Consider the following 22,338-nt stretch of genomic DNA (forward strand, 5'->3'; position numbering starts at 1 on the left):
CTTTCAGTTGCGAGCGTGTCGATGTCATTCAGGGTTGTTCACCAGCACCTTCGCGGCGCGCACCACGCGGTCTCCGCGGCGGTAGCCACTGGTGAGGACCTGTCCGATGACGGGATGGTCGACATCCGGGCTGGTGGTCGCCATGAGGGCGTCGTGCAGGGCGGGGTCGAAGTCGTCGCCCGGGGCGCCGTAGCGCTCCAGCTCGAAACGCGTCTTGAGCGTCTCCTCGAGCTTCGTGGCGATCGACGCGAAGGGGCCGTCCTCCAGGTCGCCGTGCGCGCGGGCGGCGGCAATGTCGTCGAGGACGCTGATGAGCGACTCGATGACCTCGTCCTGGCCCGCGGTCTTATGGCCGGGGATGGCCTCCTTGGAGCGACGCACGTAGTTGGCGTACTCCTGGCCCTGGTTATACAGCTCCGCGTTGGCGCGGGCCAGCTGGTCCTCGACGCTCGCGATGCGCTCGAGGGCCTTGGCGAGGTCGGAGTCCTCGATCTGCTCCTCGAAGGCACTCATGTCGTCGGTCGAACCCTCGGACGAGGCCTGGGCAGCGTCATCCGCGCCGGGTGCGGTCTCGTTGTTCTCGGCCGCCTGGCCGGCCGGGGCCGACTCGAAGGAGTCGGCCCCGGCGACGTTGGCGTCTTCGTTGGGCGCCGAGAAACCGTTGGTTTCTTCGGTGCTCACTTGTTGTCCTCGTCAACGATCTCGGCGTCCACGACGTCGTCCTGCGCGGGCGCGGACTGGGCGCCGGCCTCGTCGGCCTGCTGCTTGGCGTAGATCTCCTGGCCGATCTTCATGCCGGACTCGGACAGGGTCGCCATGGCGGTCTTCACGGCCTCGATGTCGTCACCCTTGAGGGCTTCCTTGACGGCGTCGACGTCCTTCTGGACGGCCTCGCGGGTCTCCTCAGAGATCTTGTCGGCCTCGTCCTTGAGCAGCTTCTCCGTCGCGTAGACGGTCTGCTCAGCCTGGTTGCGGGTGTCGGCCTCTTCGCGGCGCTTCTTGTCCTCGGCGGCGTGCTCCTCGGCCTCGCGCACCATGCGGTCGATGTCCTCCTTGGGCAGGGACGAACCGCCGGTGATCGTCACCGACTGCTCCTTGCCGGTGCCGCGGTCCTTCGCGGAGACGTGAACGATGCCGTTCGCGTCGATGTCGAAGGTGACCTCGATCTGCGGCACACCGCGGGGGGCCGGGGCAATGCCGGACAGCTCGAAGGTGCCGAGCAGCTTGTTGTCACGGGCGAACTCACGCTCGCCCTGGTAGACCTGGATGAGCACGGAGGGCTGGCCGTCCTCGGCGGTGGAGAAGATCTCCGAGGCCTTGGTCGGGATGGCCGTGTTGCGGTCGATGAGCTTGGTCATGACGCCGCCCTTGGTCTCGATGCCGAGCGACAGCGGGGTCACGTCGATGAGCAGGACGTCCTTGCGGTCACCCTGGATGACGCCGGCCTGCAGGGCGGCGCCCACGGCGACGACCTCATCGGGGTTGACGCCCTTGTTGGGCTCGCGACCGCCGGTCAGCTCCTTGACGACCTCGGTGACGGCGGGCATACGGGTGGAGCCGCCGACGAGCACGACGTGGTCGATCTCGGAGACGGTCACGCCGGCCTCGGCCATGACATCGCGGAAAGGCTTCTTGGTGCGCTCGAGCAGGTCGGAGGTCAGCTCCTCGAACTTGGCGCGCGTCAGGGACTCATCCAGGTGGATGGGGCCGTCAGCGGTCATGGACAGGTACTGCAGCGAGATGTTCGTGGAGGTCGCGGAGGACAGCTCCTTCTTCGCCTGCTCAGCGGCTTCCTTCAGGCGCTGGAGGGCGACCGCGTCCTTGGACAGGTCGGCGCCGGTCTTGGCCTTGACCTGGTCGATCAGCCAGTTGACGATGCGCTGATCCCAGTCGTCGCCACCCAGGTTGTTGTCGCCGGAGGTGGCGCGCACCTGGATGGTGGAGAAGCCGTCGTCGTCCTTGCCCACCTCGAGGAGGGACACGTCGAAGGTGCCGCCACCGAGGTCGAAGACCAGGATGAGCTCGTCTTCCTTGCCCTTTTCGAGGCCGTAGGCCAGGGCCGCGGCGGTGGGCTCGTTGACGATGCGCTCGACCTTCAGGCCGGCGATCTGACCGGCATCCTTGGTGGCCTGGCGCTGAGCGTCGTTGAAGTAGGCGGGGACGGTGATGACGGCCTCGGTGACGGGCTCACCCAGGTAGGCCTCGGCGTCAGCCTTCAGCTTCATGAGGATGCGCGCGGAGATTTCCTGCGCGGTGTACTTCTTGCCGTCGATCTCCGTGGTCCAGTCGGTGCCCATGTGGCGCTTGACGGAGGAAATGGTGCGGTCAACGTTGGTGACGGCCTGGCGCTTGGCGATCTCGCCAACCAGGACCTCACCGGTCTTGGAGAAGGCGACGACCGAGGGGGTCGTGCGGGCGCCTTCGGCGTTGGGGATGATGGTGGGCTCGCCGCCTTCGAGGACGGCGATAGCGGAGTTGGTGGTACCGAGGTCGATGCCGACTGCACGTGCCATGGTTGTTGTCCTTTCGTTCGCTCAGCCGTCTCCGCTTCCGGAGCGGCTCGCGTTGGTCTGTGTGGTCTATGTGGTGCCGGGAAGGTCCCGACACATCCTTGAGTCTGTTGTACTCAACTTTAGGAGCAGGGTTTTTATTCCGCAACCCGAAGCTCTCAAACTTGAGTCTGATTCACTCAACTTTGCAGGACCGACTTTTATTCCATCACCGGCGCCCACAAGCTTGAGCTACTCAAAACCTGAGTCTGATGTACTCAACTTTCTTTTCGCGGTTTTATTCCATCTGACCTGGCCAGGCAGAACGCGGCCACATCGTGCGGAAATTTGCGCAGTGTCAAACAGTCGTAAGTCGAACGAAAGCTCGTCGTTAGTTTTTGCAAAATTCGAAAGTGGCGTACTACACCCCTCCTCTGGCAAACTAGTAACGCTCTCAACGACCGAGAGTCCCGTCAATCAATGGAGACTTGATGCGCATCACGAACCGACTGGCTGGCGGCCTCCTCGCCGGCCTACTGACACTAGGAATGGCAGGTCCCGCCTTGGCCGACACGCCAGCAGCCGACGGAGCCCAGTCCGGCACCCCCGCCCCCCAGGCCACCTACGACGCGCGCTACGCGATCCCCGCAGCCGTCGCCGCCTCGAGCGAGGCGAAGGTATCCGAGTGGCAGGACATGAAGTACGCCATGTTCATCCACTGGGGCGTCTACTCCTCCTACGCAGGCTGGTACAAGGGCCAGAAGCAGGAAGTGGGCTACCCCGAGCAGATCAAGGCATGGGGCCACCAGCAGACCTGGGATTCCCGTATCCCGCTGCAGGGCATCCCTCGCGAGGAGTACCTGGCCACCGCCCAGACCTTCGAGGCCCCCAACTTCGACGCGACCGCGTGGTGTCAGCAGGCCAAGGACAGCGGCATGAAGATGCTGCTCATCACCTCCAAGCACCACGACGGCTTCGCCATGTGGGACACGGCCACGACCGACTACAACTTCACGAAGCAGTCACCCTCGCACCGTGACCCGCTCCTTGAGCTGTCGCAGGCCTGCAAGCAGGTCGGCATCAAGTTCGGCCTCTACTTCTCCAACATCGACTGGGAGAAGCAGCCCGAGAACCCGTGGCGTAACGACAACACGCTGAACGAAGAGGGCTACATGGACTACATCCATGCCCAGCTCAAGGAACTCCTCGGTGGCAAGTACGGCGAGATCGCCGAGCTCTGGTACGACATGGGCAAGCCGAACCCCGAGCAGTCCGACCAGCTGCGCCAGTGGGCGCACGAGCTCCAGCCGAACATCATGATCAACTCGCGCGTCGGTAACGACCGCGCGGACTTCGAGGTCGGCTGGGACAACGAGATGCAGTCCGAGCAGACCCAGGGCCCCTGGGAGTCGGCCGTCTCGATCTTCCACAAGACCTGGGGCTACGCGAACTGGGACGACGCTGCTCCCAAGTTCAAGGACACCGGCTACCCGGACTACTCCGAGGAAGACTGGGACCACATGATCGACGTCGACAACACGACGGCGTTGCGTAAGGCCCCGGGCGGTGCCCACACTAAGACCACCGAGATCGTGGGCAACATGTTCTCGACCGTGGCCCTGGGCGGCCAGTTCCTCTTCAACGTCGGCCCCAAGTTCGACGGCTCCTACGACCCGTGGGACGCCTCTGTCCTCAAGGGCATCGGCGACTGGAACCGCGCGCACCCCGGCATCCTCAACAACTCGCGCCCGACCCACTTCCCCATCGAGACCTGGGGCAAGACCATGGTCGATGATTCGCACATCTACCTGGGCATCGAGAAGTGGCCCGCCGACGGCACGATCACGCTGCGCGGCGCCGGCGCCAACGACATCTCCTCGGTGAAGCTGGACGGATCCGACGCGGCTCTGACCTACAAGGTCGAGGGCAACGACCTCGTCATCACGCTGCCCGCGCAGCCCGACGAGATCCTCCCCGTCGTCACGGTCACCACGAACGGCACGCCCAACTACGTGCCCACCGGCCTGACCACCATCGGCACCGAGGCGACCACGATCCCCGCCTCCGGCCTCGAAAAGTTCAAGGCCCCCACCCCCAAGACCGGCGAGACCAGCTTCACGGCCTCCATCACCTCGGGTGACCAGGTCGCCTCGGGCGTGAGCGTCGCCTTCGACACCGAGGGCTTCACGGACGCCTACGCGAAGTACAAGGTCAGCGTCGACGGACAGGTCATCAAGAACCTCACCGTTGCCGAGCTCAAGGAGGGCGTCGGCCCCTTCGCGATCGGAGCGAACCAGACCGCTCGCGTGACCCTGGAATACGACAACCCGGCGTACGCCCTCAAGGGCTTCGGCAAGGACACGACCGTCAAGTCGGTCACCGTCAAGGCCGAGAAGCTCTCGACCCCCGCCGTGACCGTCAAGCCGTCGACCGTCGAGGCCGGCAAGAACGTCACAGTGAAGGGCACTGGCTTCGCGCCCGAGTCCGCCGTGACGATCACGCTGCACTCTGAGCCCGTCGAGGTCGGAAAGGCCACCACGGACGCGAACGGCGACTTCACCGCCGAGGTGACGGTTCCCGCCGACACCGAGGCCGGCGAGCACACGGTCGTCGCCGAGTCCACCACGCCCGCCGTGACGGCCTCCGCACCGCTGACGGTCACCGCACCGCCGGCACCCGCCGAAGACCCGAGCGCCGCTCCGAGCGAGCAGCCCTCCGCGGCCCCGGCGCCCGCCCCCGAGCAGGGCGGTAAGGGCGGCCTGGCACGCACCGGCACCAACGCGCTGCTCGCTGTGGCAGCCGCGCTGATCGCCGCGGGAGCGGGCACGGCGTTCATCCGCCGCTCGCGCCTGGCCAAGGCCTAAGCACCGCGTGGGCTTAACCACCACAGATGGGGGCGGGGCGTACCTGACGGTACGCCCCGCCCCCACTTACACTGGAGCAATGCGCTGCGACCACTTTGACGCCGGGACCTGCCGGTCCTGCACCCTCCTCCCCCAGCCCTACGAGCGCCAGCTCGCCGGCAAGGTGGAGGCCGTCGCGGCCACCCTCTCCCCCGTCCCCGGAGCCGGCGATATCACCTGGCTGGCCCCGGCCTCGTCCCCGGAGAAGGGATTTCGCACGAGCGCGAAGCTCGTCGTCGGAGGAACCCGCCGCCGCCCCACCCTGGGCATCCTGGGGCCCGACCGCCGCGGCGTCGACCTGCCCGGCTGTCCCATCCAGCACCCCGCCATCAACCGCGCAACGCCCGGCCTCAAGCGCTTCATTCGCTCCCTCGATCTGACGCCCTACGACGTCCCCACCAAGCGCGGGGAGCTCAAGAACATCCTCATCACCGTGGGCGACGGCGAACGGCTCATGATCCGCTTCGTGCTGCGCACGCGCGACCGCGTCTCCGACATTCGCTCGGCGCTGCCGCTCCTGCGCAACCTCGTGCCCGGTGCCCACGTCGTCACCGCGAACATTCACCCCACGCACGAGGCCATCGTGGAGGGCCCCGACGAGATCATCCTGACGCGGGCGCGCACGCTGCCTCTGTCCGTGGAGGGCCTCGAGCTGGGGCCTCGCTCCTTCGCACAGACCAACGCGTCCGTCGCCTCTGCCCTGTACGAGCAGGCCTCCGTGTGGGCATCGCGCCCCTTCGCCGACGGACGTCTGCCCGAGAGCCTGTGGGACCTGTACTGCGGCGTCGGCGGCTTCGCCCTCGCTGCCGCGCGCGCCGGATTCCCGCGCGTCACCGGCGTCGAAGTGTCCTCCGGGGCGATCTCCTCGGCGATCAGCGCCGCCCGCCACGCGGGCCTGCCACGGTCGGCTGCGTCTTTCATCGCGGACGACGCGACCTCGTGGGCTCGCGCTCAGGCGCCCGAGGACGTGCCCGACGTGATCGTCGTGAACCCGCCGCGTCGAGGCATCGGTGCCGACCTGGCCGCCTACCTGAACGCGTGCGGCGCACCCCGCGTCATCTACTCCTCGTGCAACCCCGCCTCGCTGGCCACAGACCTGGCGGCCATGCCCACGCTGCGCCCCGTCGAGGGCCGCATCTTCGACATGTTCCCGCACACGACCCACGCCGAAGTCGCCCTCCTCCTCGATCGCGCATAGGTAGCTCCGATCGCGCGGCCCACCGCGGCCTCGGACCGTTACAATTGGACCTAACGTTAGGAGAAACATGACCGTCGAACTTATCACCGCCGCCACGCCCGAGATCCACGAGGCCATGGGGCGCCTGATCCCCCAGCTCTCCCGCTCCGCCGCCCCCATGAGCGAGGCCGACGTGGAGCGCTTCCTCTCCCAGTCCGGCGTGCACTTCTTCGTGTTCCGCTCCGAGACGGCCGACGCCGAAGGCAACCACCCGATCCTCGGCATGCTGTCGCTGGCCACCTTCGAGATCCCCACGGGCGTGCGCGCATGGGTCGAGGACGTCGTCGTCGACGAGGCCGCCCGCGGCCAGGGCGCCGGCCAGTCCCTCGTGGTCGCCGCGATCGAGCACGCCCAGAAGATCGGTGCCCGCACCGTCGACCTCACTTCGCGCCCCTCGCGCGAGGCCGCGAACCGCCTGTACCAGCGCGCCGGCTTCCAGCTGCGCGAGACCAACGTGTACCGAGTGACGCTCGAGAAGAAGTGAGCACGCGGCGCTTGCATAGCTAGTTTCGGTTGTGACGCTTACGTTGCGTGCTGATGCTTGGTGGCGCTAGCGTTCCACGTGTTGCTCGCTTTGCTGACACCCCATACATTCTTTGCGATACCGCCCACCCCCGCATGATGCGGGGGCGGGCGCTTCATGTACGCTGCTGAACGCGCGACCGACCTGGGCCAAGCTGGGCGAACTTTTTCGCGCACAGGACCCCGCCCGTGGCGACTTTGAAACCAATGACACCTCTGCAGCCACTGATGCAGGCCAGCATGAAACCCCCATCACCACTGCGCGCCGCTGAACAGCAACCGTTGAAACCGACAACACCACTGCAAACAAAATACGCACCAAAAATGCCCATTTCTCACCCGCAAAGGCGATGGCGGTTTCAACCCCGGGCACATACGAGCGAGCAAAGGCGACGGCGGTTTCACGAGAGAGATTTCCGATGCGCGCGGGCCGCGGCAGGGCCAGAACCAGAGCCAGACAAAAGTCGCACATAATTTCCCGCGGTCACTTTTGGAGACCATCCACAAACGTTGCAATTGCAACGTTGCAACTTCATGGTTTGAAGTAGCCGCAGTGGAATTACGTGCGAAATTACTCAGGGCAAGCACTCACTAGCACCCGAACGCGGCTGGCGTGGAGGTCGCCGCGTGGGCTGCGAGCCTGATTGCAGCACCCATTGGCGAGACATTCTTCGCCCAACACGAGGCATATCTGGCCTTGTGCGAGACAAAATTCGCCCTGCTGACACAAAAGCGCCGAATTTGGGGTGTTTTGCGCGCGCTGGGCGAGTTTTGTCACGCGTACGCGGCAAACCAGCTGAGCAGGGCGAAAAAAGTCACGCCCCAAGACCCCACCTCACCCCAACAAGGCCACCATCCCCCAATGTCGCATGCAATTCGACCGATGACACTTCAAATTTTGGAATATAGCCGTTGAAATTCCGGGCTTTTCGTGGAGCCACGGGCTGCAGACATCAGGGAATTGCATGCGAAATTGCAAAGCATCAACCGAGAGCCGCCGGTGAGGAGGGCGCCGGCGGGTCCGGAGGGCACGGGCGGGCTTCGAGATCGGCCGTGCTGAACCACCAAACAGCGACCAGACCCCACTGGTGTGAAGGGCGCCGGCGGGTCCGGAGGGCACGGGCGGGCTTCGAGATCGGCCGTGCTGAACCACCAAACAGCGACCCGGCCCCACTGGTGTAGAGGGCGCCGGAGGGGCCGGAGGGCACGGGCAAGCCACGCACAGCGACAAGCCCCGCCCGATTGGAGGCCGCCGCGGGGCCTGCGGGGCCTGGCCGGGCTTCGAGACGACGCGCCGAGCGAAGCTCGCGGCGCGGACGACGAGCGGGCGGGCAGGCCACGCGGCGGCCGGAGATCTGGCGGGGCCGCAAGCACCACCGAACGGAGAAGCCTCAGAACTCCTCGTAGTACTCCGGGTTTTGGTCGGCCTGGCGGCCGTCGGGGCGGCCGAGGGCACTGATCGCAGCCATCTGCTCAGGCGCCAGCGAGAAGGAGAAAATGTCGAGGTTCTCGCGCTGGCGCTCGGGGTTGCCGGACTTGGGCAGGGGCATCGTGCCGAGCTGGTAGTGCCAGCGCAGGATGAGACGCGACGGGGACACACCCACCTCGGATGCCAGTGCAACGATCGCAGGGTCTTCGACGATGCGCCACTTGCGCCCCAGCGGGCTCCAGGATTCGGTGAGCACGCCGACCTGCGCGTGATACTCCAGCGCACAGGCCTGCGGGAAGTACGGGTGCAGCTCGATCTGGTTGACGCTCGGGTACTCGCCGGTCTCGGCGTGCACGCGGTCGAGGTGTTCGGGCAGGAAGTTGCACACGCCGACGGAGCGAATGAGGCCGCGGTCGCGCGCGTCCAGCAGCGCCTGGAAGGCCTCGACGTATAGGCCACGCTTGGGGTTGGGCCAGTGGATCAGATACATGTCCCAGTAGTCCAGGCCGGCACGCATGAGGGATTCTTCGAGGGTGTAGACGGCCTCATCGTAGCGTTGGTGGCGCCCGGGGAGTTTGGAGACCAGGCGCAGGTCCTCGCGGGGCACGCCGCAGCGGCGCACGGCCGCCCCGAGGGCGCCCTCGTTCTCGTAGTTGAAGGCGCTATCCAGCATGCGATACCCGGCCTCGATGCCGGCCACCATGGAGGCCACGCCCGAGGCACCGCGCAGGTTGTAGGTCCCCAGCGCGATCGCGGGGACGTCCAGGCCGTCGTTCAGGGTGTACGCGGGGATCTCACTCATGTGTCAATCGTAGGCCTCGCCCCACAGAGAGTTCTACCATTGAGGTATGGCACAGCTTGAACTGGACGAGGTCCACGCGAACGCGGTGGACTATCAGCATTTCCTTCTTGATTCTCCTTCTCCCTATCACGCGGCCGAGGTCGTGGCTCAGCGCCTGGTGGACGCCGGCTTTACGCGCGTCGACGAGAAGGGCGCGTGGGACGCCTCCCCGGGTGGTCACGTGATGGTGCGCGGCGGCGCGGTGGCCGCGTGGTTTGTTCCCGAGACGGTGGCTGACGACGCGGGCTTTCGCATCGTGGGCGCGCATACGGATTCGCCGGCGTTGTCGGTGAAGCCGTCGGTGCAGTCGACGACGCCGGATGGCTGGGGTCAGATTGACGTCGAGGTGTACGGCGGCATGATGTGGAACTCGTGGCTGGATCGTGAGCTGACGCTGGCGGGCCGCCTGGTCCTGAACAGTGGCGAGGTCGTCCTGGCTCGCACGGGCCCGATTGCGCGCATCCCGCAGCTGGCCATTCACCTGGATCGCGACGTGAATCCGGGAGGGCTGAAGCTGGATCCTCAGAAGCACCTGCACCCTGTGTGGACGGTGGATAACCCGTACGGCAACGTGCTCGAGTATGTGGCGCGCACAGCGGGCCTGGACGACGCGTCGCAGGTTGCGGCGTTCGACCTGATCCTCACGCCCAGCCAGGGGCCGGGCTTCTTCGGCGATAAGGGCCAGTTCATCGCGGCCTCGCGCCAGGACAACCTGTCGAGCGTGCACCCGGGTCTGGTGGCCTTGGAGCGCCTGGCCGCGCAGGGGACGCCCGCGGGCGGCGACGTCACGGTATTCATGTGCTTCGATCACGAGGAGGTGGGCTCGGAGTCGCGCACGGGCGCGGCCGGCCCGATCCTGGAGACGGTGTTGCGCCGCACGGCGAAGGCGCTGGGCCGCGACGAGGACGGTTTCGAGCGCATGCTCGCTGCCTCGTCGTGCGTGAGCGCGGACGCGGCGCATTCGGTGCACCCGAACTACGCGGGCCACCACGATCCGGATAACCGCCCGATGATGGGCCGCGGCCCGATCGTCAAGATCAACTCGAAGCAGCGTTACGCGACGGACGCGGAGGGCATCGCCCTGTGGAATCGCGCGTGCGCGGCGGCAGGTGTCGCTTCGCAGAAATTCGTGGGTAACAACGCGATGCCGTGCGGGACGACGATTGGTCCGATCACGGCGACCCGTCTGGGGATTCTGACGGTGGACGTGGGCGTGGGCCTGTTGTCGATGCACTCGGCGCGCGAGATGAGCCACGTGGATGATCTCCTCGACCTAGCCCGGGTGCTTGAGGCGTACTGGCAGGGCGCCTGACGCCCGCGCGCGGTGAGCCCAAAGGGCGAAGCCGTGCGCGCGGCACCCGCACCAGGGCGCCTGACGCCCGCGCGCGGTGAGCCCAAAGGGCGAAGCCGTGCGCGCGGCACCCGCAGCAGGGAGCCTGACGCCCGCGCCCTGAGCGCATAGAGCAACCCCGGCCTCGTCCATCGTGACGAGGCCGGGGTTTGTGTCTATCGGGTGCGCTCAGAGGTTGGCGACGGCGGTGACGGTGACGGGCACGTTGCCGCGCGTGGCCTTGGAGTAGGGGCACAGCTGGTGGGCGCGGTCGACGAGGGCCTGGGCCCGGTCGAGTTCGACGCCGGGGATGAAGACCTCAATGTCGGCGGTGAGGGCGAAGGAGTCGCCCTCGGGGCCGAGGCCGATCGTGGTGCGCACGACGGAGTCCTTGGTGTCGATACCGAGTTCCTTGGCGGCCAGGCCCATGGCACCCTGGAAGCAGGCGCCGTAGCCCATGGCGAAGAGGGCTTCGGGGTTGGGGCCGTCGCCGGGGCCGCCCAGTTCCTTGGGCATGCGCATGACGTGGCTGATGCCGAGCGCGGGGACGGAGGAGGTGCCGGCGCGACCACCGGTGGAGTCGGCGGTGACGGAGTATGCAATCTTGCTAGGTGTATCCATGCACCCATTCCACCACTAGGACTTCAGTCCCGCAAGGGGTTTGACACAAACACAAGCGTTTTCGCGCTCACCTCGACGAGGCCGGGACGCGCCCCTCTGCTCACGCGAGGTCAGGCGGTGAGGAAGTCCGCGTCGGGGCGGGCGCTCAGCGCCTTGGCGACGGCGCGGCGGAAGCGGTCGTTCATGGGAGGGAGCTGGTCGCCGCGGAAGAACACGGTCTCGCTGTTTTCGCCGTCGGCGGGGCTCGGCTCGCCGCTCACCCACTGCGCGGCGAAGGCGACGTCCAGGTAGGTGGTGACGTCTCCGTTGTCGTAGGTGACGGGACCGACGACCTCGACGGACAGGAGGCGGCGCACCTCGATGCGAACGTCGGCTTCCTCCAAGGCCTCGCGGGCGGCGGCGATCGCGGGCTCCTCGCCCGGGTCGACGATGCCTGTCACGGGGGTCCAGGCGCCGTTATCCGAGCGACGCACGCAGAGAACCTCGACATCCTCAGGAGCGATGGGGTGCTCCCAGTCGATCGCCGCCCGACCGGGGGCGGGGCGCGCGATAACGACGGTCGTGCCGGGCATCCACAGGGGCGCATGGCCGACGTGACGGCGCAGTTCGAGGACGAAGTCGGGGGTAGCCATGGCCCTAGTCTACGGCGCTCACAGGAAGGAGGTGATGAGCGGCAGGAGCAGGATCTTGACGATAATCGCAAACGCGAAGAGGGTCGCGTAGGCGGCCTCGATGCGCTCGTCGGTGACGCGGGCGTCGGCGGCCTGCAGGACTGCCGGCTGGCCGAGGAAGCCCGCAATGCCACCCGCGGCGCGCGCGGAGGACAGGCCGATGAACTTTGCGCCGAGGGCCTGGATGACGCAGCAGACGACAACCATGACGGCGGCGAGGAGCGCGGCGCGCCAACCCTCAGGGCTGCCGAGCAGGCTCGCGAACTGCGGTCCGGCATTCAGGCCGAGGGCCGCGAGGAAGAGCATGAGGCCGATCTGTCGGATCGTCAGGTTCGCGGCGGCGGGCAGGGTCCACACGAGCGGTCCGGTGCGGCGCAGTGCGCCGAGCAGCATGCCGACGATCAGGGGGCCGGCGGCGGCGCCCAGCTGGAAGCCCTGGCCACCGGGCAGCGGGAAGGAGACGATACCCAGGAGCAGACCGAGGACGAGGCCAATGCCGAAGGCCATGCCATCAACCTCGGCGACGCGGCGCTCGGAGTCGCCGAGCCACTCAGCAATGTCGTCGAGCTCGTCCGTGGGAACGACGACGGCGACGTGATCGCCGAGCTGCAGGTCAAGGTCGTCGCGCGCCAGGAGGTCCAGGTCACCGCGGCGCACGCGCGTGATGACGGCACCGAAGCGCTTGGTGACGTTGAGCTCGGAGACGCTGCGGCCGGCGACGTCGGGGTTGGATACGACGATGCGCTCGAAGGCAAGGTCGGAACGGTCGTCCTCGAGGTTGTGGTCGAGGATCTCGCCGACGAGGGGTGCCGTCTCCTTGATCGACGCGGGATCGCCGACCATGACGACGTGGTCGCCCGGCAGCAGGTCCTCACCGGGAGCGGTGACGCGGGTGCGCCCGTCGCGGCACAGGTAGGACAGGCGCACGCGCTGGTCGCGCCACGCATCAATGTCACGGGTGTTGATCTGCTTGGTCACGTGCACGCTGACAGCCTCAAGGGACGCACCCGCCAGGGAGGGCGTGTCCTTGGGGCCGACCCACTTCCTCGTCACGGTGATCGTCACAATGAGAATGCCACCGATGACGCCCACCGGATAGCCGAAGGCGTATCCGACCGCCGCGTGGGGATCTCCCGTGAGGCGGGTGGCCGTATCGAGGGCGGGCGCGGCCGTCAGAGCTCCCGTGAACAGGCCCGAAGTCAGGCCGGACGACAGTCCGAGGAGACGTCCGCCCGCGAGCGCGATAGCCGCGCCGACAATACACACGATCGTCGTCAACGCGAGGAGGTTCGTCTGCTTACGCAAATCTTGGAAGAAGGTCGCGCCCGCGGAAATGCCGACGCAATACACGAAGAAGGCCAGGCCCATCGGCTGGACGATCGACATGTGGGTGCTGACAACCTCGGGATGCAAAGCCGAAACGATGAGGCCGACGAAGAGCGCACCCGCCGCTCCGAAGCGCAGCGGGCCGATCCGAATGGCCCCGATCGCCGCGCCCAACGCAACAACGACAAACAGCGCGAGCAGGGGTGAAGACGCGAAAAGAGAGGCCATAGCTTTCAGAGTACCTGTCATGCGTCCGACGTTCCCCACGACTGTCAGATTGCCTGCGTTAAGAACCTCACGGATTGGTTACACTGGTGCCAGAAACTGAAAGGACGGTCATGCCTCAACCAGCACCCGGATGGTACCCCGATCCCGCAGGAAGCCAGCGCCTTCGCTGGTGGAACGGCGGCGAGTGGACCGAACAATTCCACGATATGCCGCAGCAGGGAGCGCCTGTCGCGCAGCAAATGCCCGTAGACCAGGCGGCGGGGCAGTACATGCCCGCCCAGTCGCAGGCTCCGACCGTTTCCTCCGACCCCTACAATCCGGCGGGTGTTGCCCCGCAGCTGGGCGCCACTGGAATGGACCCGCAGGCGGGAGACGCCGCTCCGAAGAGCGGTCGCGGATGGGTCATCGGCACTATTGTCTCCGTTCTCCTCATGGTCGTTTTCTTCGGCACGATGGTGTACTCGGGCATGCATCTGCGCGCTCAGAACGTCGAGTGGCGCGACGTGCAGGAGCAGCGCAACTCCACAAAGATCAGCCTCGACAATAAACAGGATGAACTCAACGATGTGAAGGAAGAACTCGAGGAGGCACAGAAGTGAGCAACGGATTCCAGCCCCAGGTGAAGAAGCCCTCCGGCCTTCCTAAGATCCTGACGATCATCTGCTCGGTTCTCGCCGTCATCTTCCTCCTTATGAGCGCCACCATGTACGTCAGCGCTCGCTCGAAGGCGCAGGAGATCGAGGATATGCGGGCTGAGATCCAGTCCGCGGACGCTAAGACCGTGGAAATCGACAGCGAAATCACATCCACTAAGGAGCAGATCGCCGCGGCCAAGGGGAAGAAAGAGGCTCAGAAGTGGTGCGATGACGTCACCCGTGAGAATGCAACGGAGACGAAGCTTCGCAGTCAGGGAAGCGCCCTCAAGTCGATGAATCAACCCACGCGCGACGCAGTCGATAATCTCTGTTCCCAGAAAAAGGCCTTCATTGAAGCTTTCGCGCAAGACGCAAAAGCAAATACCGAAATGATCACCCCCTCGAGCCTCGATTGCCAGAAAGACGGCAAGACGATGACGATTACGGCCACTGTCACAATTACTGCTCCCTCGCTCCTGGCGTATGGCAGCATGGATGTTACTTACAACGTGTTCGCAGCCGATCACGCGATCACCAAATCCGATACTCCGCTTGGGACAGCAACCGCCACCGTTCCTTCGAGCGGGTCGGGTCCCCTGTCCACATCCATGCCGATCTCGGGCAACGAGACGCACTGCTCGATCGAACCGGTGAGTATCTGGCCCACCGGTCTGTAAGCCCCACATCCACAGCGATCTCCCAACACGAGAGCAGGAACCCCGATGAGTGAACCCGCGGAAGGCTGGTACGCCGATCCCAGTGGCGCAAATCAACTGCGCTGGTGGGACGGCCACGCATGGACGGACTACGTCGAGCCGTACGAGGCACAGGTGCCCTCTCCTCAGGAGGTTGAGGTCGCAGTTCCGGCGGTGGACGAGGCCTTCCCGGCTTCGTCCACCGAGGAGTGGGCCGCCACTTCCGCCGGTACACCTATCCCCATGCCCGAGGCCTCCCTCCCGCAGGAGGTCACCCCAGCCTCGTCGGTAGCGGAGGCACCGGTCGCGCCGATTCCGATGCCCGGCTCCCCCAGCGATGAAAAAGACAGCGACGAGGCGGACGCACCCGAGAAGAGCGGAACGCTCAAGTGGGTTCTCGCATGCGCAGCATCGTGGGTGCTCGTCGCGGTGTTCATTACCGTGCTCGTCATTGCCTGGTCGCACCTGGGGGCCAGCGGCCGCATCCAGGAGGACGCGAAGAGCCGCGCCGAGACCGCCCAGAACGAGCTCGACACGGCCCGCTCGACGCTCGAGTCCATCAACCAGCAGCTCCAGGAGGCCACCAAGTGAGCGCTCCCGCACCCCTGCGTGCCGCAACCGTCGCGGGCGCCATCCTCGCCACGGCGTTCATCGTCCTCTCAGCCATCGTCGGGGGCATCAACGCGTGGCGCACGCATTCTGCATCCACGTACGAGGCACAGGCTGAGCAGGCCCAGTCCGACAAGGCCACGGTCGATCAACAGATCACGGAGGCAAAGGCCGCGCTGGATGCTGCCACCGTGCGCAAGGACGCCGAGAGCTGGTGCGATTCGATCACGCGCGAATCCGCCGCGTCGATCCGAGACTCGCTCAAGACCTACGATTCGGCGACTCAGGCCACCAAGGACGCGATCCACGAACAGTGTGCAGCCAAGGAGACCCTCGCGCAGGTCTACCGCACCAACAAGGACGCTGACTTTTCCATCGCGGTGGGCGAATGCACGACCGACCAGGTGACGACCACGGTGAACGGAACGCTCACCCTCAAGGACTCTTCCCAGATCGCGTCGCTGGGCACACTCGATGTGGAGATCAACGGGTTTACCGCGGACAAGGGTAAGAACCCCAGCCCCGGCTCGCCGTACCAGGGCACGACAACGATCACTCTGACGCCCGGCTCGCCCGCCACTTTCACGCTGTCGATTCCGTACGATCCCGCGATGACCGACAAGACCGAGTGCGGTGCGACGATGACCAGCTGGTGGCCCTCCAACCTGTGATGCGCGGTGAATCCCATCACCGCAGCAAATCCAATTTTTTCAACTCGTATAGAATTGGGGAGACACAGTGAAAGGAGTCTCCCCGTGAGCACCCCCACCCCCGGCCTGCCTGAAGAAGCGGCTGGCTCCCCCATTTCCCCCGCCGGTCAGGTGCCGGCGGCACCGAGCCCCGCGGTCGCGGCGGCCACGCCGACGTTCACCCCGCTGACTGCCCCGCGCCCGCGCGCGACGGGCGGGCAGATTGCGATCGCCGTCATCACGTCGGTCCTCGTCGTCCTCTTTGCCATTACGACCCTTATGGCTGCCGGCATCTACTCCCTGAAGAGCAAGGACCTCACCGAGACCCAGGAAGAGCTCAGCACCGTCCAGCAGGAGCTTCAGGAAGCGCAGGAGGCCGCCAAGTGAGTGACAACAACATCCCCACGCCCGAGGCAACCACCCCGGCTCCCGTGACGGTCGCGACCAAGGCCCCGAAGAGCAAGGGACTGTCGATCTTCAACCGCGTCGCGCTCGTTCTCCTCCTCGTCCTCGTCATCGCGACGACCACCCTGTTCGCCTTCGCCGTCCAGAAGACGAAGGCGGAGAAGGACATGAAGGATGAGATCCAGACGATCAAGGAGCAGACCGCCGCCCTCGCCGCCCCGGCCTGGTGCGAGCAGGTGACCCCGGACAACGTCGACAAGGTCGACGAGCTGTACTCCAAGTACGACAGGATGTCCCCGGAAGCTCAGGAATCCGTGAAGAAGGAGTGCAAGGACCGCGTTGACGCCGTCCAGCTGCTCAAGTTCCAGGACGCCAAGGACGCGTTCAAGGTGGAGCCCACCTGTGCGCTGGACGACGCTCAGACCACACTGCACTGCTCCGTGGACATCTCACCCGTCAGCGACACGACGAAGACCAAGCTCGAGGCCTTCCCAACGACCGACCTGACGCTGCAGATTTCGTTTGATGATTCGATGTTTGTTGTCGGTACCCCCGATCACGTCATCGATGACGTCGCGACGGCGACAATGACGAAGGGCGAGAAGGTGTCCCTCGAGTTCACGACACCCTACGACCCGAGCTGGGGCTCCCACTACAAGGTCGCGGTCACGAAGTACTTCCCGAACGCGTGAGCCAGGCACTCTGATCGAACATACTGGTCCCGTCGCCCCATTCCGGGCGGCGGGACCACGTGCATTCACGAGCGGTAGGAGCGCGGTCCACATTGCCGCGCAGCCCCGCCACGGCCTCGCTCAGGCGCTTAGTAGTGCTCGTGTGAGTCGTATCCGCGCAGCCGATCCAGCTCTCGCCGTTCCTTCTTCGTGGGGCGCCCGCTCCCCTTCTCACGCATGGCGACGGGAATGTGCACGCGCGGGCGCTCGGGCGTGCGATCGTCGTAGGCCGTGCGCGCCTGCGGGTAGGACACGCGCTTGTTCAGCAGCAGGTTGACCCCCAGGATGCGGTCGAAGCCCTCGATGCGCAGGCGCACCTCGTCGCCGACTCGCACCTTGTAGGCGGCCTTGACGGGCTCGCCGTTGACGCGCACATGCCCAGCGCGCACGGCAGCCGTCGCCTGCGACCTGGACTTGAGCTGGCGGGTCGCCCACAGCCACGTATCGACGCGCACGGCCGACGAGGCGAGGGCACCCGCGGGGATAACGACTTCTTCGGGGGTCTCACTCATCGCGACCGCCTAGTTGATGCGGCGGATGCGCTTCTGGTGGCGGGGCGTCAGGATGATCGCAACGAGGGCGCACAGGATCGGCATGCCGATCAGCATGCCCAGCAGGGCTCCCCAAGGAACGATGGGGCGCAACGTCGTCGTCAACGTCGGGAAAATCCCCGAATTCGCGAAGGTGATGACGGCCAGCACGCCCACAATGAGGCCAGAGAGCACAGCCGTCGGAATCGCGTTGAGCGCAAGCACCACACCCTGCCACGTAGTGACGTGGCGGCGCATCGAGGGAGCAGCACCGATCGCATCGAGGGTGTCGAGGTCCGGGCGCATATCCGAGGAAGACAGCGCCACCACGAGGGCAACCGTCGCCGCAGCCGCGACGACAGCAATCAGGGCGGCAACGTAGGGAAGAACCAGCGACCGCATCGTCGGGGCGATCACCTGGGCGGAGGCACCGGGGACCTGGCGCGCAATCGTCGTCTGGAACGTGGGCGCGTCCACCGGGTTCACCGGCTTCTCGACGGTGAGGAGCTCGCCGAGGGGCACGGCGCGCAGGCCGAGGGCTTCGGAGGCCTGCGGGGATAGGACCATGACGTTGATGCGCGTGAGGGGCGAGGCCGGGAAGGTCATCGTCCTTTGCACGTGGGCGTCCGGTAGGTCGTCGTCGGATGCGCCAGCGGCCTTGGCTGCGGCGATTGCCGACATGTCGAGGCTACGCAGGTCCGCCTGGCCGGCGCCGTTGATCAGCTTCGGGTCGGGCACGAGGACGCCCCCGGCTTTCAGGGTGGCGATCGCGCGGACCATGTCGTCCTCGTTCAGATAGCCGGCCTCGCGCAGGTAGGTACCGTCGTCGACGATGTAGGCAACGTCGATTTCCGCCATCGTGCCCATCTCGGTGTGCATCGTGAACGTGGACTTGTCGATGGGGTTGACGGCCTCGACCATCGTCTCCGGGCCACCAGGGCCACTATTCCAGGCCATGCCGTTCATGATGGTGCTGGAGGTGACCGTGCGCTCCCCGTCGACGACCTGCTGGGCCGACTGAAGAAGGTTACGGGTGCGCGTCACCGAATCGGTCTTATCGACCGTCGAGAGGAAGACCTGCCCACGCTGTCCCGCGTGCGGGCGCGAGTTCCAGCCGGCCTCGTTCGACGAGGACAGCGTGATGAGCAGGCCGCAGGCGACGAACACGGTCGTCAGGATCGAGGCCATGGCGGGGAACGTCCGGTGGCCGTTACGCACGGCGTCGCGAAGCGCCAGGCGCATGCTCATCGACGCGCGACGATTGGGCGCGCGCCAGCGGGTGAAGATGTAGGGGATCGACCCAATGAGGCCGGCCTCGAGTAGACCGACACCAACAACGAGGGCGAGCACCCACCCGCGCCAGGCGGCAATCCCCAGCAGCGGGAGTCCAGCCAGCAGCGCCAGGGGGTATATCATGCGACGACGCACGAGGCGGGAGGGCTCCCACACGCGCCCGCCGATGACCGCGGACGTGTTGATGCGCGACGAGGTGTGCGCCGGCGACACGGACGCCATGAGGGACAGCAGGATCGGCAGGAGCATCGACAGGGCCAGCGGCCACCACGGCACGATGCCGATGCCGAGGCCCGACCAGACACCGATGCCCACCATGCCGCACGCGGACAGCGCGACGGAGACAAGCCCCGAATACAGGCCGATGACGAGGCCGTGGGCGATCGTCAGGCGACGACCGTCGGACTGGTCGCCACCGTTGGCGACGATCATGGCTGCCGTGCGCATGACCGATCGCTGCGCGACGGTGTAGAGCGGCGAGATGAGCAGGATCATCTCGGTGAGGATGAGGAGGATGCCTGCGACCAGCAGAAGGTACTGCCAGGGATTAGTAGCCCGATTGTTTTGGTCGACCTCGTACTGAGCGAACTGGGCAGGCAGAGCCGAAACGTCCGGCGGATCAGCGAGTACCTGTCGCGAGACAACGGAGAATCCCGACTGGTTGATCTGACGAACATGGTCCCAGGTCACCGGAGTCGGGCCGGTGACGAACCAGGCCGTCTGCGTGCGTCCCGCCACCGCGAGACGGTCAATCTCGAGCGTGCCGTCACCGACAATCGCCCGATTCGTACCGGGAATGATCTCGTCAATGACGACGCTTCCCGTGAGGGCCTGAGTGGTGCGATCCTTGGCAACAGTCAGCGACAGCGTGAGTGTATCGCCCACCTCGGCCTTGAGCGCCCGCGCAACCTCGTCCGAAATGACGGCGTGGTTCGCAGCGAGCGCACCGCTCTTTCCACCCGCATTCACGCGTGGGGCATCCAGCGTGGCCGTCTGGGTGCCTGAGTCAACCGTGTACCCCGTTCCGTCCTGCGTCGTGAGGTGGAGCTGGTAGAGGGTGTCGACGGCGATCAGTTGGTCCCCCGCCGGCACCCAGTTGGTGAGGGTGCTCTGGGTAACCGTCACTTCCTCATCAGAGGCCGTCTTCGACAGAAAGTCAGCGGTGATGTCTTGCTCGATGGCCGTCGACGAGCGGTGCAAGGTGACCGCCTGAACGTCGGAACGGTGGCCGAGCCACGACGCTGCCTGGTAGCGCTGAGAGGTCGTCACGTCCCAGAACGTGATCGAGCCGATCGCGATAATGATCGGCAACGAGATGAGAAAAACCGCCGTCAGCGTGCGCCCCAGGCTTTGGCGCGCATCACGAGAGGCGATGCGGAGTACTAGTCCCCATCGCCTCATTCGTGTGTTGAGTCGACTCATCAGATCCTTGGTGCAGTGTCAGCCAGCAGATCCCTCAGTGAGTCTCCGCGCGAGCGGTCGACGATGCGACCGTCGCGGAGGAAGACTGTGCGGTCCGCCCATGCGGCCATTCGGGCCTCATGAGTAACGAGGATACCGGCTGCACCCGCATCAATGTGGTCACGCAACACCAACATGATCTGGTCGCTGGTGTGCGAGTCCAGCGCGCCCGTCGGCTCATCCGCAAGAATGACCGAGCGGTTACCCACGAGGCCTCGGGCGATCGCGATGCGCTGACGCTGACCACCCGACAGACGCTCGGGGAAGCGATCCGCGAGTTCGGCAACGCCGACCTCTTCGAGGGCAGCCATGGCGGCCTCGCGCACCTTCGACGGGCTAACCCCGTCCAGTTGCAGCGGCATCTCAACGTTTTCGAGGGCCGACAGGGACGGGATCAGGTTGTAGTCCTGGAAGACGTAACCGATGGACCGGCGACGCACCTCAGCACGGTGAGCCGCATCCATCGTGGCCATATCGACGCCGTTAATAAAGACACTTCCGTGCGTCGGACGCTCCAGTCCGCCAGCGATCGACAGTAGAGTCGACTTGCCGGATCCAGAGGGGCCCATAACAGCGAGAAGCTCGCCGGGGGCGACCTCAAGGTCGATCCCGTCGAGCGCTCTCACTCGGACGCCGTCGGCGCCGAACTCATGTCCGACACCCGCCATCCTGATCGGTAGCGGCACAGGCTGGCTCATCGCACCCCGGCACGCTCCGAAATGCCGGCTTCCGTCTGAGCCCAGTTCATCGAGCGACCCTTCGCGGCAGCGAAGGCGGCGCGACGAGCGGCCTCGGAAACAGCACCGGACTCGATGTGATCGAGCCAGTTGAGCTCGGCCTCAAGGTCGAAGATGTGACGCTCCAGGATGAGCTTCCACGCGAGCTCACCCTCGTCGGCCGAAGCCTTCAGGCGGGTGACGTCACGCAGGGAGCCCAGGGTCGAGCGACGCTGGGTCTGGATCATGGCCTCGACGTCGACCGTGGGGTCGGCGGCGGCCACGGCGAGCTTCATGACGAGCTCATCGCGCTCGGGGTGTTCGCGGGGAACAGGGGTGGACCACCAGGCGTTGAGGACGTCGCGACCGGCATCGGTCAGCTCGAAGACCTCGGAATCACGGCCGGCATTGGTCTCAGCGTGAGACACAACCTGGCCGTCGCGCTCGAGGCGCTGCATCGTCTGGTAGACCTGGCCGATATTCAGCGGCCATGCTCCGCACGTCTGCTCCTCGAACATCTGCTTCAGGCGGTAGACACCGGCGGGCTGCTGCGCAACAAGCGCCAGCAGGGCATTGCGAACCGACATAACTCTCCGTTCGTTGTCTGGACGTGTAGACGATCGTGGTTGAACAGTATCTATCGTACGCGAATTTTGCTCTTAGAGCGGGGAATTCACGGTGGGTTACCTAACATAAAGCCTACCGTATGGTTAGACAGGAGTCCCCGAATTTTCGCGCTATATCACAGATATTGACCGTTATACCAATTTAAGTGTCAACCACATTGCAGACACCATTCAAGGGTTTTTCAGCGACATTTCAGCGCTTCTCTACTCACGCGGTCAGACCCCTCAAAAGAGAGGACAGCGAGCGTCCAAAACCGGGAAAAACACCGCAAACAGGCCGACTGACCGCCAGGACAGAAATAATTTGTCACCCGACGTTCTCAGACTGTGAGATCTGCGGTTCAGGAGTTG

General features: G+C 65.6%; 20 protein-coding genes. 10 read left to right on the forward strand and 10 right to left on the reverse strand.

Features of this window, described 5'->3' with window-relative positions; all coding sequences use genetic code 11:
- Positions 1 to 24: 24 nt before the first annotated feature.
- Together JJJ16_RS07165 and dnaK are read right to left on the reverse strand one after the other, a co-directional pair.
- Positions 25 to 681: a nucleotide exchange factor GrpE gene (locus JJJ16_RS07165; protein WP_219751901.1), complete on the reverse strand. Its 657-nt coding sequence runs from the start codon at positions 679 to 681 to the stop codon at positions 25 to 27.
- Complete coding sequence (gene dnaK, locus JJJ16_RS07170; RefSeq protein WP_007590341.1) at positions 678 to 2,513, reverse strand: molecular chaperone DnaK; 1,836 nt, start codon at positions 2,511 to 2,513, stop codon at positions 678 to 680. Before dnaK ends, JJJ16_RS07165 begins: the two co-directional genes overlap by 4 nt.
- Positions 2,514 to 2,980: 467 nt before the next feature.
- On the opposite strand from dnaK, the gene JJJ16_RS07175 reads away from it, so the two are divergent.
- From JJJ16_RS07175 to JJJ16_RS07185, 3 genes are all read left to right on the forward strand, one after another.
- Positions 2,981 to 5,353 carry an alpha-L-fucosidase gene (locus tag JJJ16_RS07175; protein ID WP_219751902.1) on the forward strand — a complete coding sequence of 791 codons (2,373 nt, stop codon included), beginning with the start codon at positions 2,981 to 2,983 and terminating at the stop codon, positions 5,351 to 5,353.
- Between the two features lie 79 nt (positions 5,354 to 5,432).
- Entirely contained in the window at positions 5,433 to 6,590 is a 1,158-nt protein-coding gene (locus JJJ16_RS07180; protein ID WP_219751903.1) for an SAM-dependent methyltransferase, read from the forward strand.
- Positions 6,591 to 6,657: 67 nt separating this feature from the next.
- The gene (locus JJJ16_RS07185) at positions 6,658 to 7,113 is read left to right on the forward strand and encodes a GNAT family N-acetyltransferase (RefSeq protein WP_219751904.1); all 456 of its coding nucleotides are present in this window, start codon (positions 6,658 to 6,660) and stop codon (positions 7,111 to 7,113) included.
- Between the two features lie 1,429 nt (positions 7,114 to 8,542).
- On the opposite strand, the gene JJJ16_RS07190 is transcribed toward JJJ16_RS07185, so the two are convergent.
- Positions 8,543 to 9,382 carry an aldo/keto reductase gene (locus JJJ16_RS07190; RefSeq protein WP_219751905.1) on the reverse strand — a complete coding sequence of 280 codons (840 nt, stop codon included), beginning with the start codon at positions 9,380 to 9,382 and terminating at the stop codon, positions 8,543 to 8,545.
- Between the two features lie 46 nt (positions 9,383 to 9,428).
- Here JJJ16_RS07190 and JJJ16_RS07195 point away from each other — a divergent pair, with 46 nt between their 5' ends.
- Entirely contained in the window at positions 9,429 to 10,733 is a 1,305-nt protein-coding gene (locus JJJ16_RS07195) for a M18 family aminopeptidase (protein WP_219751906.1), read from the forward strand.
- Positions 10,734 to 10,940: 207 nt separating this feature from the next.
- On the opposite strand, the gene JJJ16_RS07200 is transcribed toward JJJ16_RS07195, so the two are convergent.
- From JJJ16_RS07200 to JJJ16_RS07210, 3 genes are all read right to left on the reverse strand, one after another.
- Positions 10,941 to 11,372 carry an Ohr family peroxiredoxin gene (locus JJJ16_RS07200; protein ID WP_219751907.1) on the reverse strand — a complete coding sequence of 144 codons (432 nt, stop codon included), beginning with the start codon at positions 11,370 to 11,372 and terminating at the stop codon, positions 10,941 to 10,943.
- 110 nt (positions 11,373 to 11,482) lie between these two features.
- Positions 11,483 to 12,004, reverse strand: coding sequence for an NUDIX domain-containing protein (locus JJJ16_RS07205; protein ID WP_219751908.1), 522 nt, complete (start codon positions 12,002 to 12,004; stop codon positions 11,483 to 11,485).
- Between the two features lie 18 nt (positions 12,005 to 12,022).
- Positions 12,023 to 13,597: an aspartate:alanine exchanger family transporter gene (locus tag JJJ16_RS07210; protein WP_219751909.1), complete on the reverse strand. Its 1,575-nt coding sequence runs from the start codon at positions 13,595 to 13,597 to the stop codon at positions 12,023 to 12,025.
- A gap of 110 nt (positions 13,598 to 13,707) precedes the next feature.
- Here JJJ16_RS07210 and JJJ16_RS07215 point away from each other — a divergent pair, with 110 nt between their 5' ends.
- The 6 genes from JJJ16_RS07215 (at position 13,708) to JJJ16_RS07240 (ending at position 17,322) form a co-directional block, all read left to right on the forward strand.
- Entirely contained in the window at positions 13,708 to 14,196 is a 489-nt protein-coding gene (locus JJJ16_RS07215; protein ID WP_219751910.1) for a DUF2510 domain-containing protein, read from the forward strand.
- Positions 14,193 to 14,909, forward strand: coding sequence for a hypothetical protein (locus JJJ16_RS07220; protein ID WP_219751911.1), 717 nt, complete (start codon positions 14,193 to 14,195; stop codon positions 14,907 to 14,909). The genes JJJ16_RS07215 and JJJ16_RS07220 overlap by 4 nt, the downstream gene beginning before the upstream one ends.
- A 45-nt stretch (positions 14,910 to 14,954) precedes the next feature.
- On the forward strand, positions 14,955 to 15,518 hold the full coding sequence (locus JJJ16_RS07225; RefSeq protein ID WP_219751912.1) for a DUF2510 domain-containing protein: 564 nt from the start codon (positions 14,955 to 14,957) through the stop codon (positions 15,516 to 15,518).
- Positions 15,515 to 16,207, forward strand: coding sequence for a hypothetical protein (locus tag JJJ16_RS07230; protein WP_219751913.1), 693 nt, complete (start codon positions 15,515 to 15,517; stop codon positions 16,205 to 16,207). The genes JJJ16_RS07225 and JJJ16_RS07230 overlap by 4 nt, the downstream gene beginning before the upstream one ends.
- A gap of 84 nt (positions 16,208 to 16,291) precedes the next feature.
- Entirely contained in the window at positions 16,292 to 16,612 is a 321-nt protein-coding gene (locus JJJ16_RS07235; protein WP_225905022.1) for a small transmembrane and glycosylated protein, read from the forward strand.
- Positions 16,609 to 17,322 carry a hypothetical protein gene (locus JJJ16_RS07240; protein ID WP_219751914.1) on the forward strand — a complete coding sequence of 238 codons (714 nt, stop codon included), beginning with the start codon at positions 16,609 to 16,611 and terminating at the stop codon, positions 17,320 to 17,322. Before JJJ16_RS07235 ends, JJJ16_RS07240 begins: the two co-directional genes overlap by 4 nt.
- Before the next feature lie 128 nt (positions 17,323 to 17,450).
- Here the strand turns inward: JJJ16_RS07240 and JJJ16_RS07245 are convergent, their stop codons facing one another.
- Genes JJJ16_RS07245 through JJJ16_RS07260 form a run of 4 tightly spaced genes read right to left on the reverse strand, consistent with a single transcriptional unit; the run spans position 17,451 to position 21,948 of the window.
- Positions 17,451 to 17,873 (reverse strand): RNA-binding S4 domain-containing protein, encoded by a 423-nt coding sequence (locus JJJ16_RS07245; RefSeq protein WP_034465192.1) that lies wholly within the window; start codon positions 17,871 to 17,873, stop codon positions 17,451 to 17,453.
- 9 nt (positions 17,874 to 17,882) lie between these two features.
- Positions 17,883 to 20,585, reverse strand: a complete 2,703-nt coding sequence (locus JJJ16_RS07250; protein ID WP_219751915.1) for an ABC transporter permease — start codon at positions 20,583 to 20,585, stop codon at positions 17,883 to 17,885.
- Between the two features lie 20 nt (positions 20,586 to 20,605).
- Positions 20,606 to 21,343, reverse strand: coding sequence for an ABC transporter ATP-binding protein (locus tag JJJ16_RS07255; protein WP_034465194.1), 738 nt, complete (start codon positions 21,341 to 21,343; stop codon positions 20,606 to 20,608).
- Positions 21,340 to 21,948 (reverse strand): PadR family transcriptional regulator, encoded by a 609-nt coding sequence (locus JJJ16_RS07260; RefSeq protein ID WP_034465196.1) that lies wholly within the window; start codon positions 21,946 to 21,948, stop codon positions 21,340 to 21,342. The genes JJJ16_RS07255 and JJJ16_RS07260 overlap by 4 nt, the downstream gene beginning before the upstream one ends.
- Positions 21,949 to 22,338: the final 390 nt, after the last annotated feature.

Origin of the sequence: Schaalia sp. ORNL0103 (assembly GCF_019429565.1) — a bacterium.
Taxonomy (GTDB): domain Bacteria; phylum Actinomycetota; class Actinomycetes; order Actinomycetales; family Actinomycetaceae; genus Pauljensenia.

Bases quoted from the DNA above. Each gene is read 5' to 3' on its own strand.
- JJJ16_RS07200 (WP_219751907.1), bottom strand. From the start codon at position 11,372: ATGGATACACCTAGCAAGATTGCATACTCCGTCACCGCCGACTCCACC.
- JJJ16_RS07175 (WP_219751902.1), top strand. From the start codon at position 2,981: ATGCGCATCACGAACCGACTGGCTGGCGGCCTCCTCGCCGGCCTACTG.
- JJJ16_RS07190 (WP_219751905.1), bottom strand. From the start codon at position 9,382: ATGAGTGAGATCCCCGCGTACACCCTGAACGACGGCCTGGACGTCCCC.
- JJJ16_RS07185 (WP_219751904.1), top strand. From the start codon at position 6,658: ATGACCGTCGAACTTATCACCGCCGCCACGCCCGAGATCCACGAGGCC.
- JJJ16_RS07250 (WP_219751915.1), bottom strand. From the start codon at position 20,585: ATGAGGCGATGGGGACTAGTACTCCGCATCGCCTCTCGTGATGCGCGC.
- dnaK (WP_007590341.1), bottom strand. From the start codon at position 2,513: ATGGCACGTGCAGTCGGCATCGACCTCGGTACCACCAACTCCGCTATC.
- JJJ16_RS07225 (WP_219751912.1), top strand. From the start codon at position 14,955: ATGAGTGAACCCGCGGAAGGCTGGTACGCCGATCCCAGTGGCGCAAAT.
- JJJ16_RS07215 (WP_219751910.1), top strand. From the start codon at position 13,708: ATGCCTCAACCAGCACCCGGATGGTACCCCGATCCCGCAGGAAGCCAG.
- JJJ16_RS07245 (WP_034465192.1), bottom strand. From the start codon at position 17,873: ATGAGTGAGACCCCCGAAGAAGTCGTTATCCCCGCGGGTGCCCTCGCC.
- JJJ16_RS07180 (WP_219751903.1), top strand. From the start codon at position 5,433: ATGCGCTGCGACCACTTTGACGCCGGGACCTGCCGGTCCTGCACCCTC.
- JJJ16_RS07260 (WP_034465196.1), bottom strand. From the start codon at position 21,948: ATGTCGGTTCGCAATGCCCTGCTGGCGCTTGTTGCGCAGCAGCCCGCC.
- JJJ16_RS07210 (WP_219751909.1), bottom strand. From the start codon at position 13,597: ATGGCCTCTCTTTTCGCGTCTTCACCCCTGCTCGCGCTGTTTGTCGTT.
- JJJ16_RS07205 (WP_219751908.1), bottom strand. From the start codon at position 12,004: ATGGCTACCCCCGACTTCGTCCTCGAACTGCGCCGTCACGTCGGCCAT.
- JJJ16_RS07195 (WP_219751906.1), top strand. From the start codon at position 9,429: ATGGCACAGCTTGAACTGGACGAGGTCCACGCGAACGCGGTGGACTAT.
- JJJ16_RS07255 (WP_034465194.1), bottom strand. From the start codon at position 21,343: ATGAGCCAGCCTGTGCCGCTACCGATCAGGATGGCGGGTGTCGGACAT.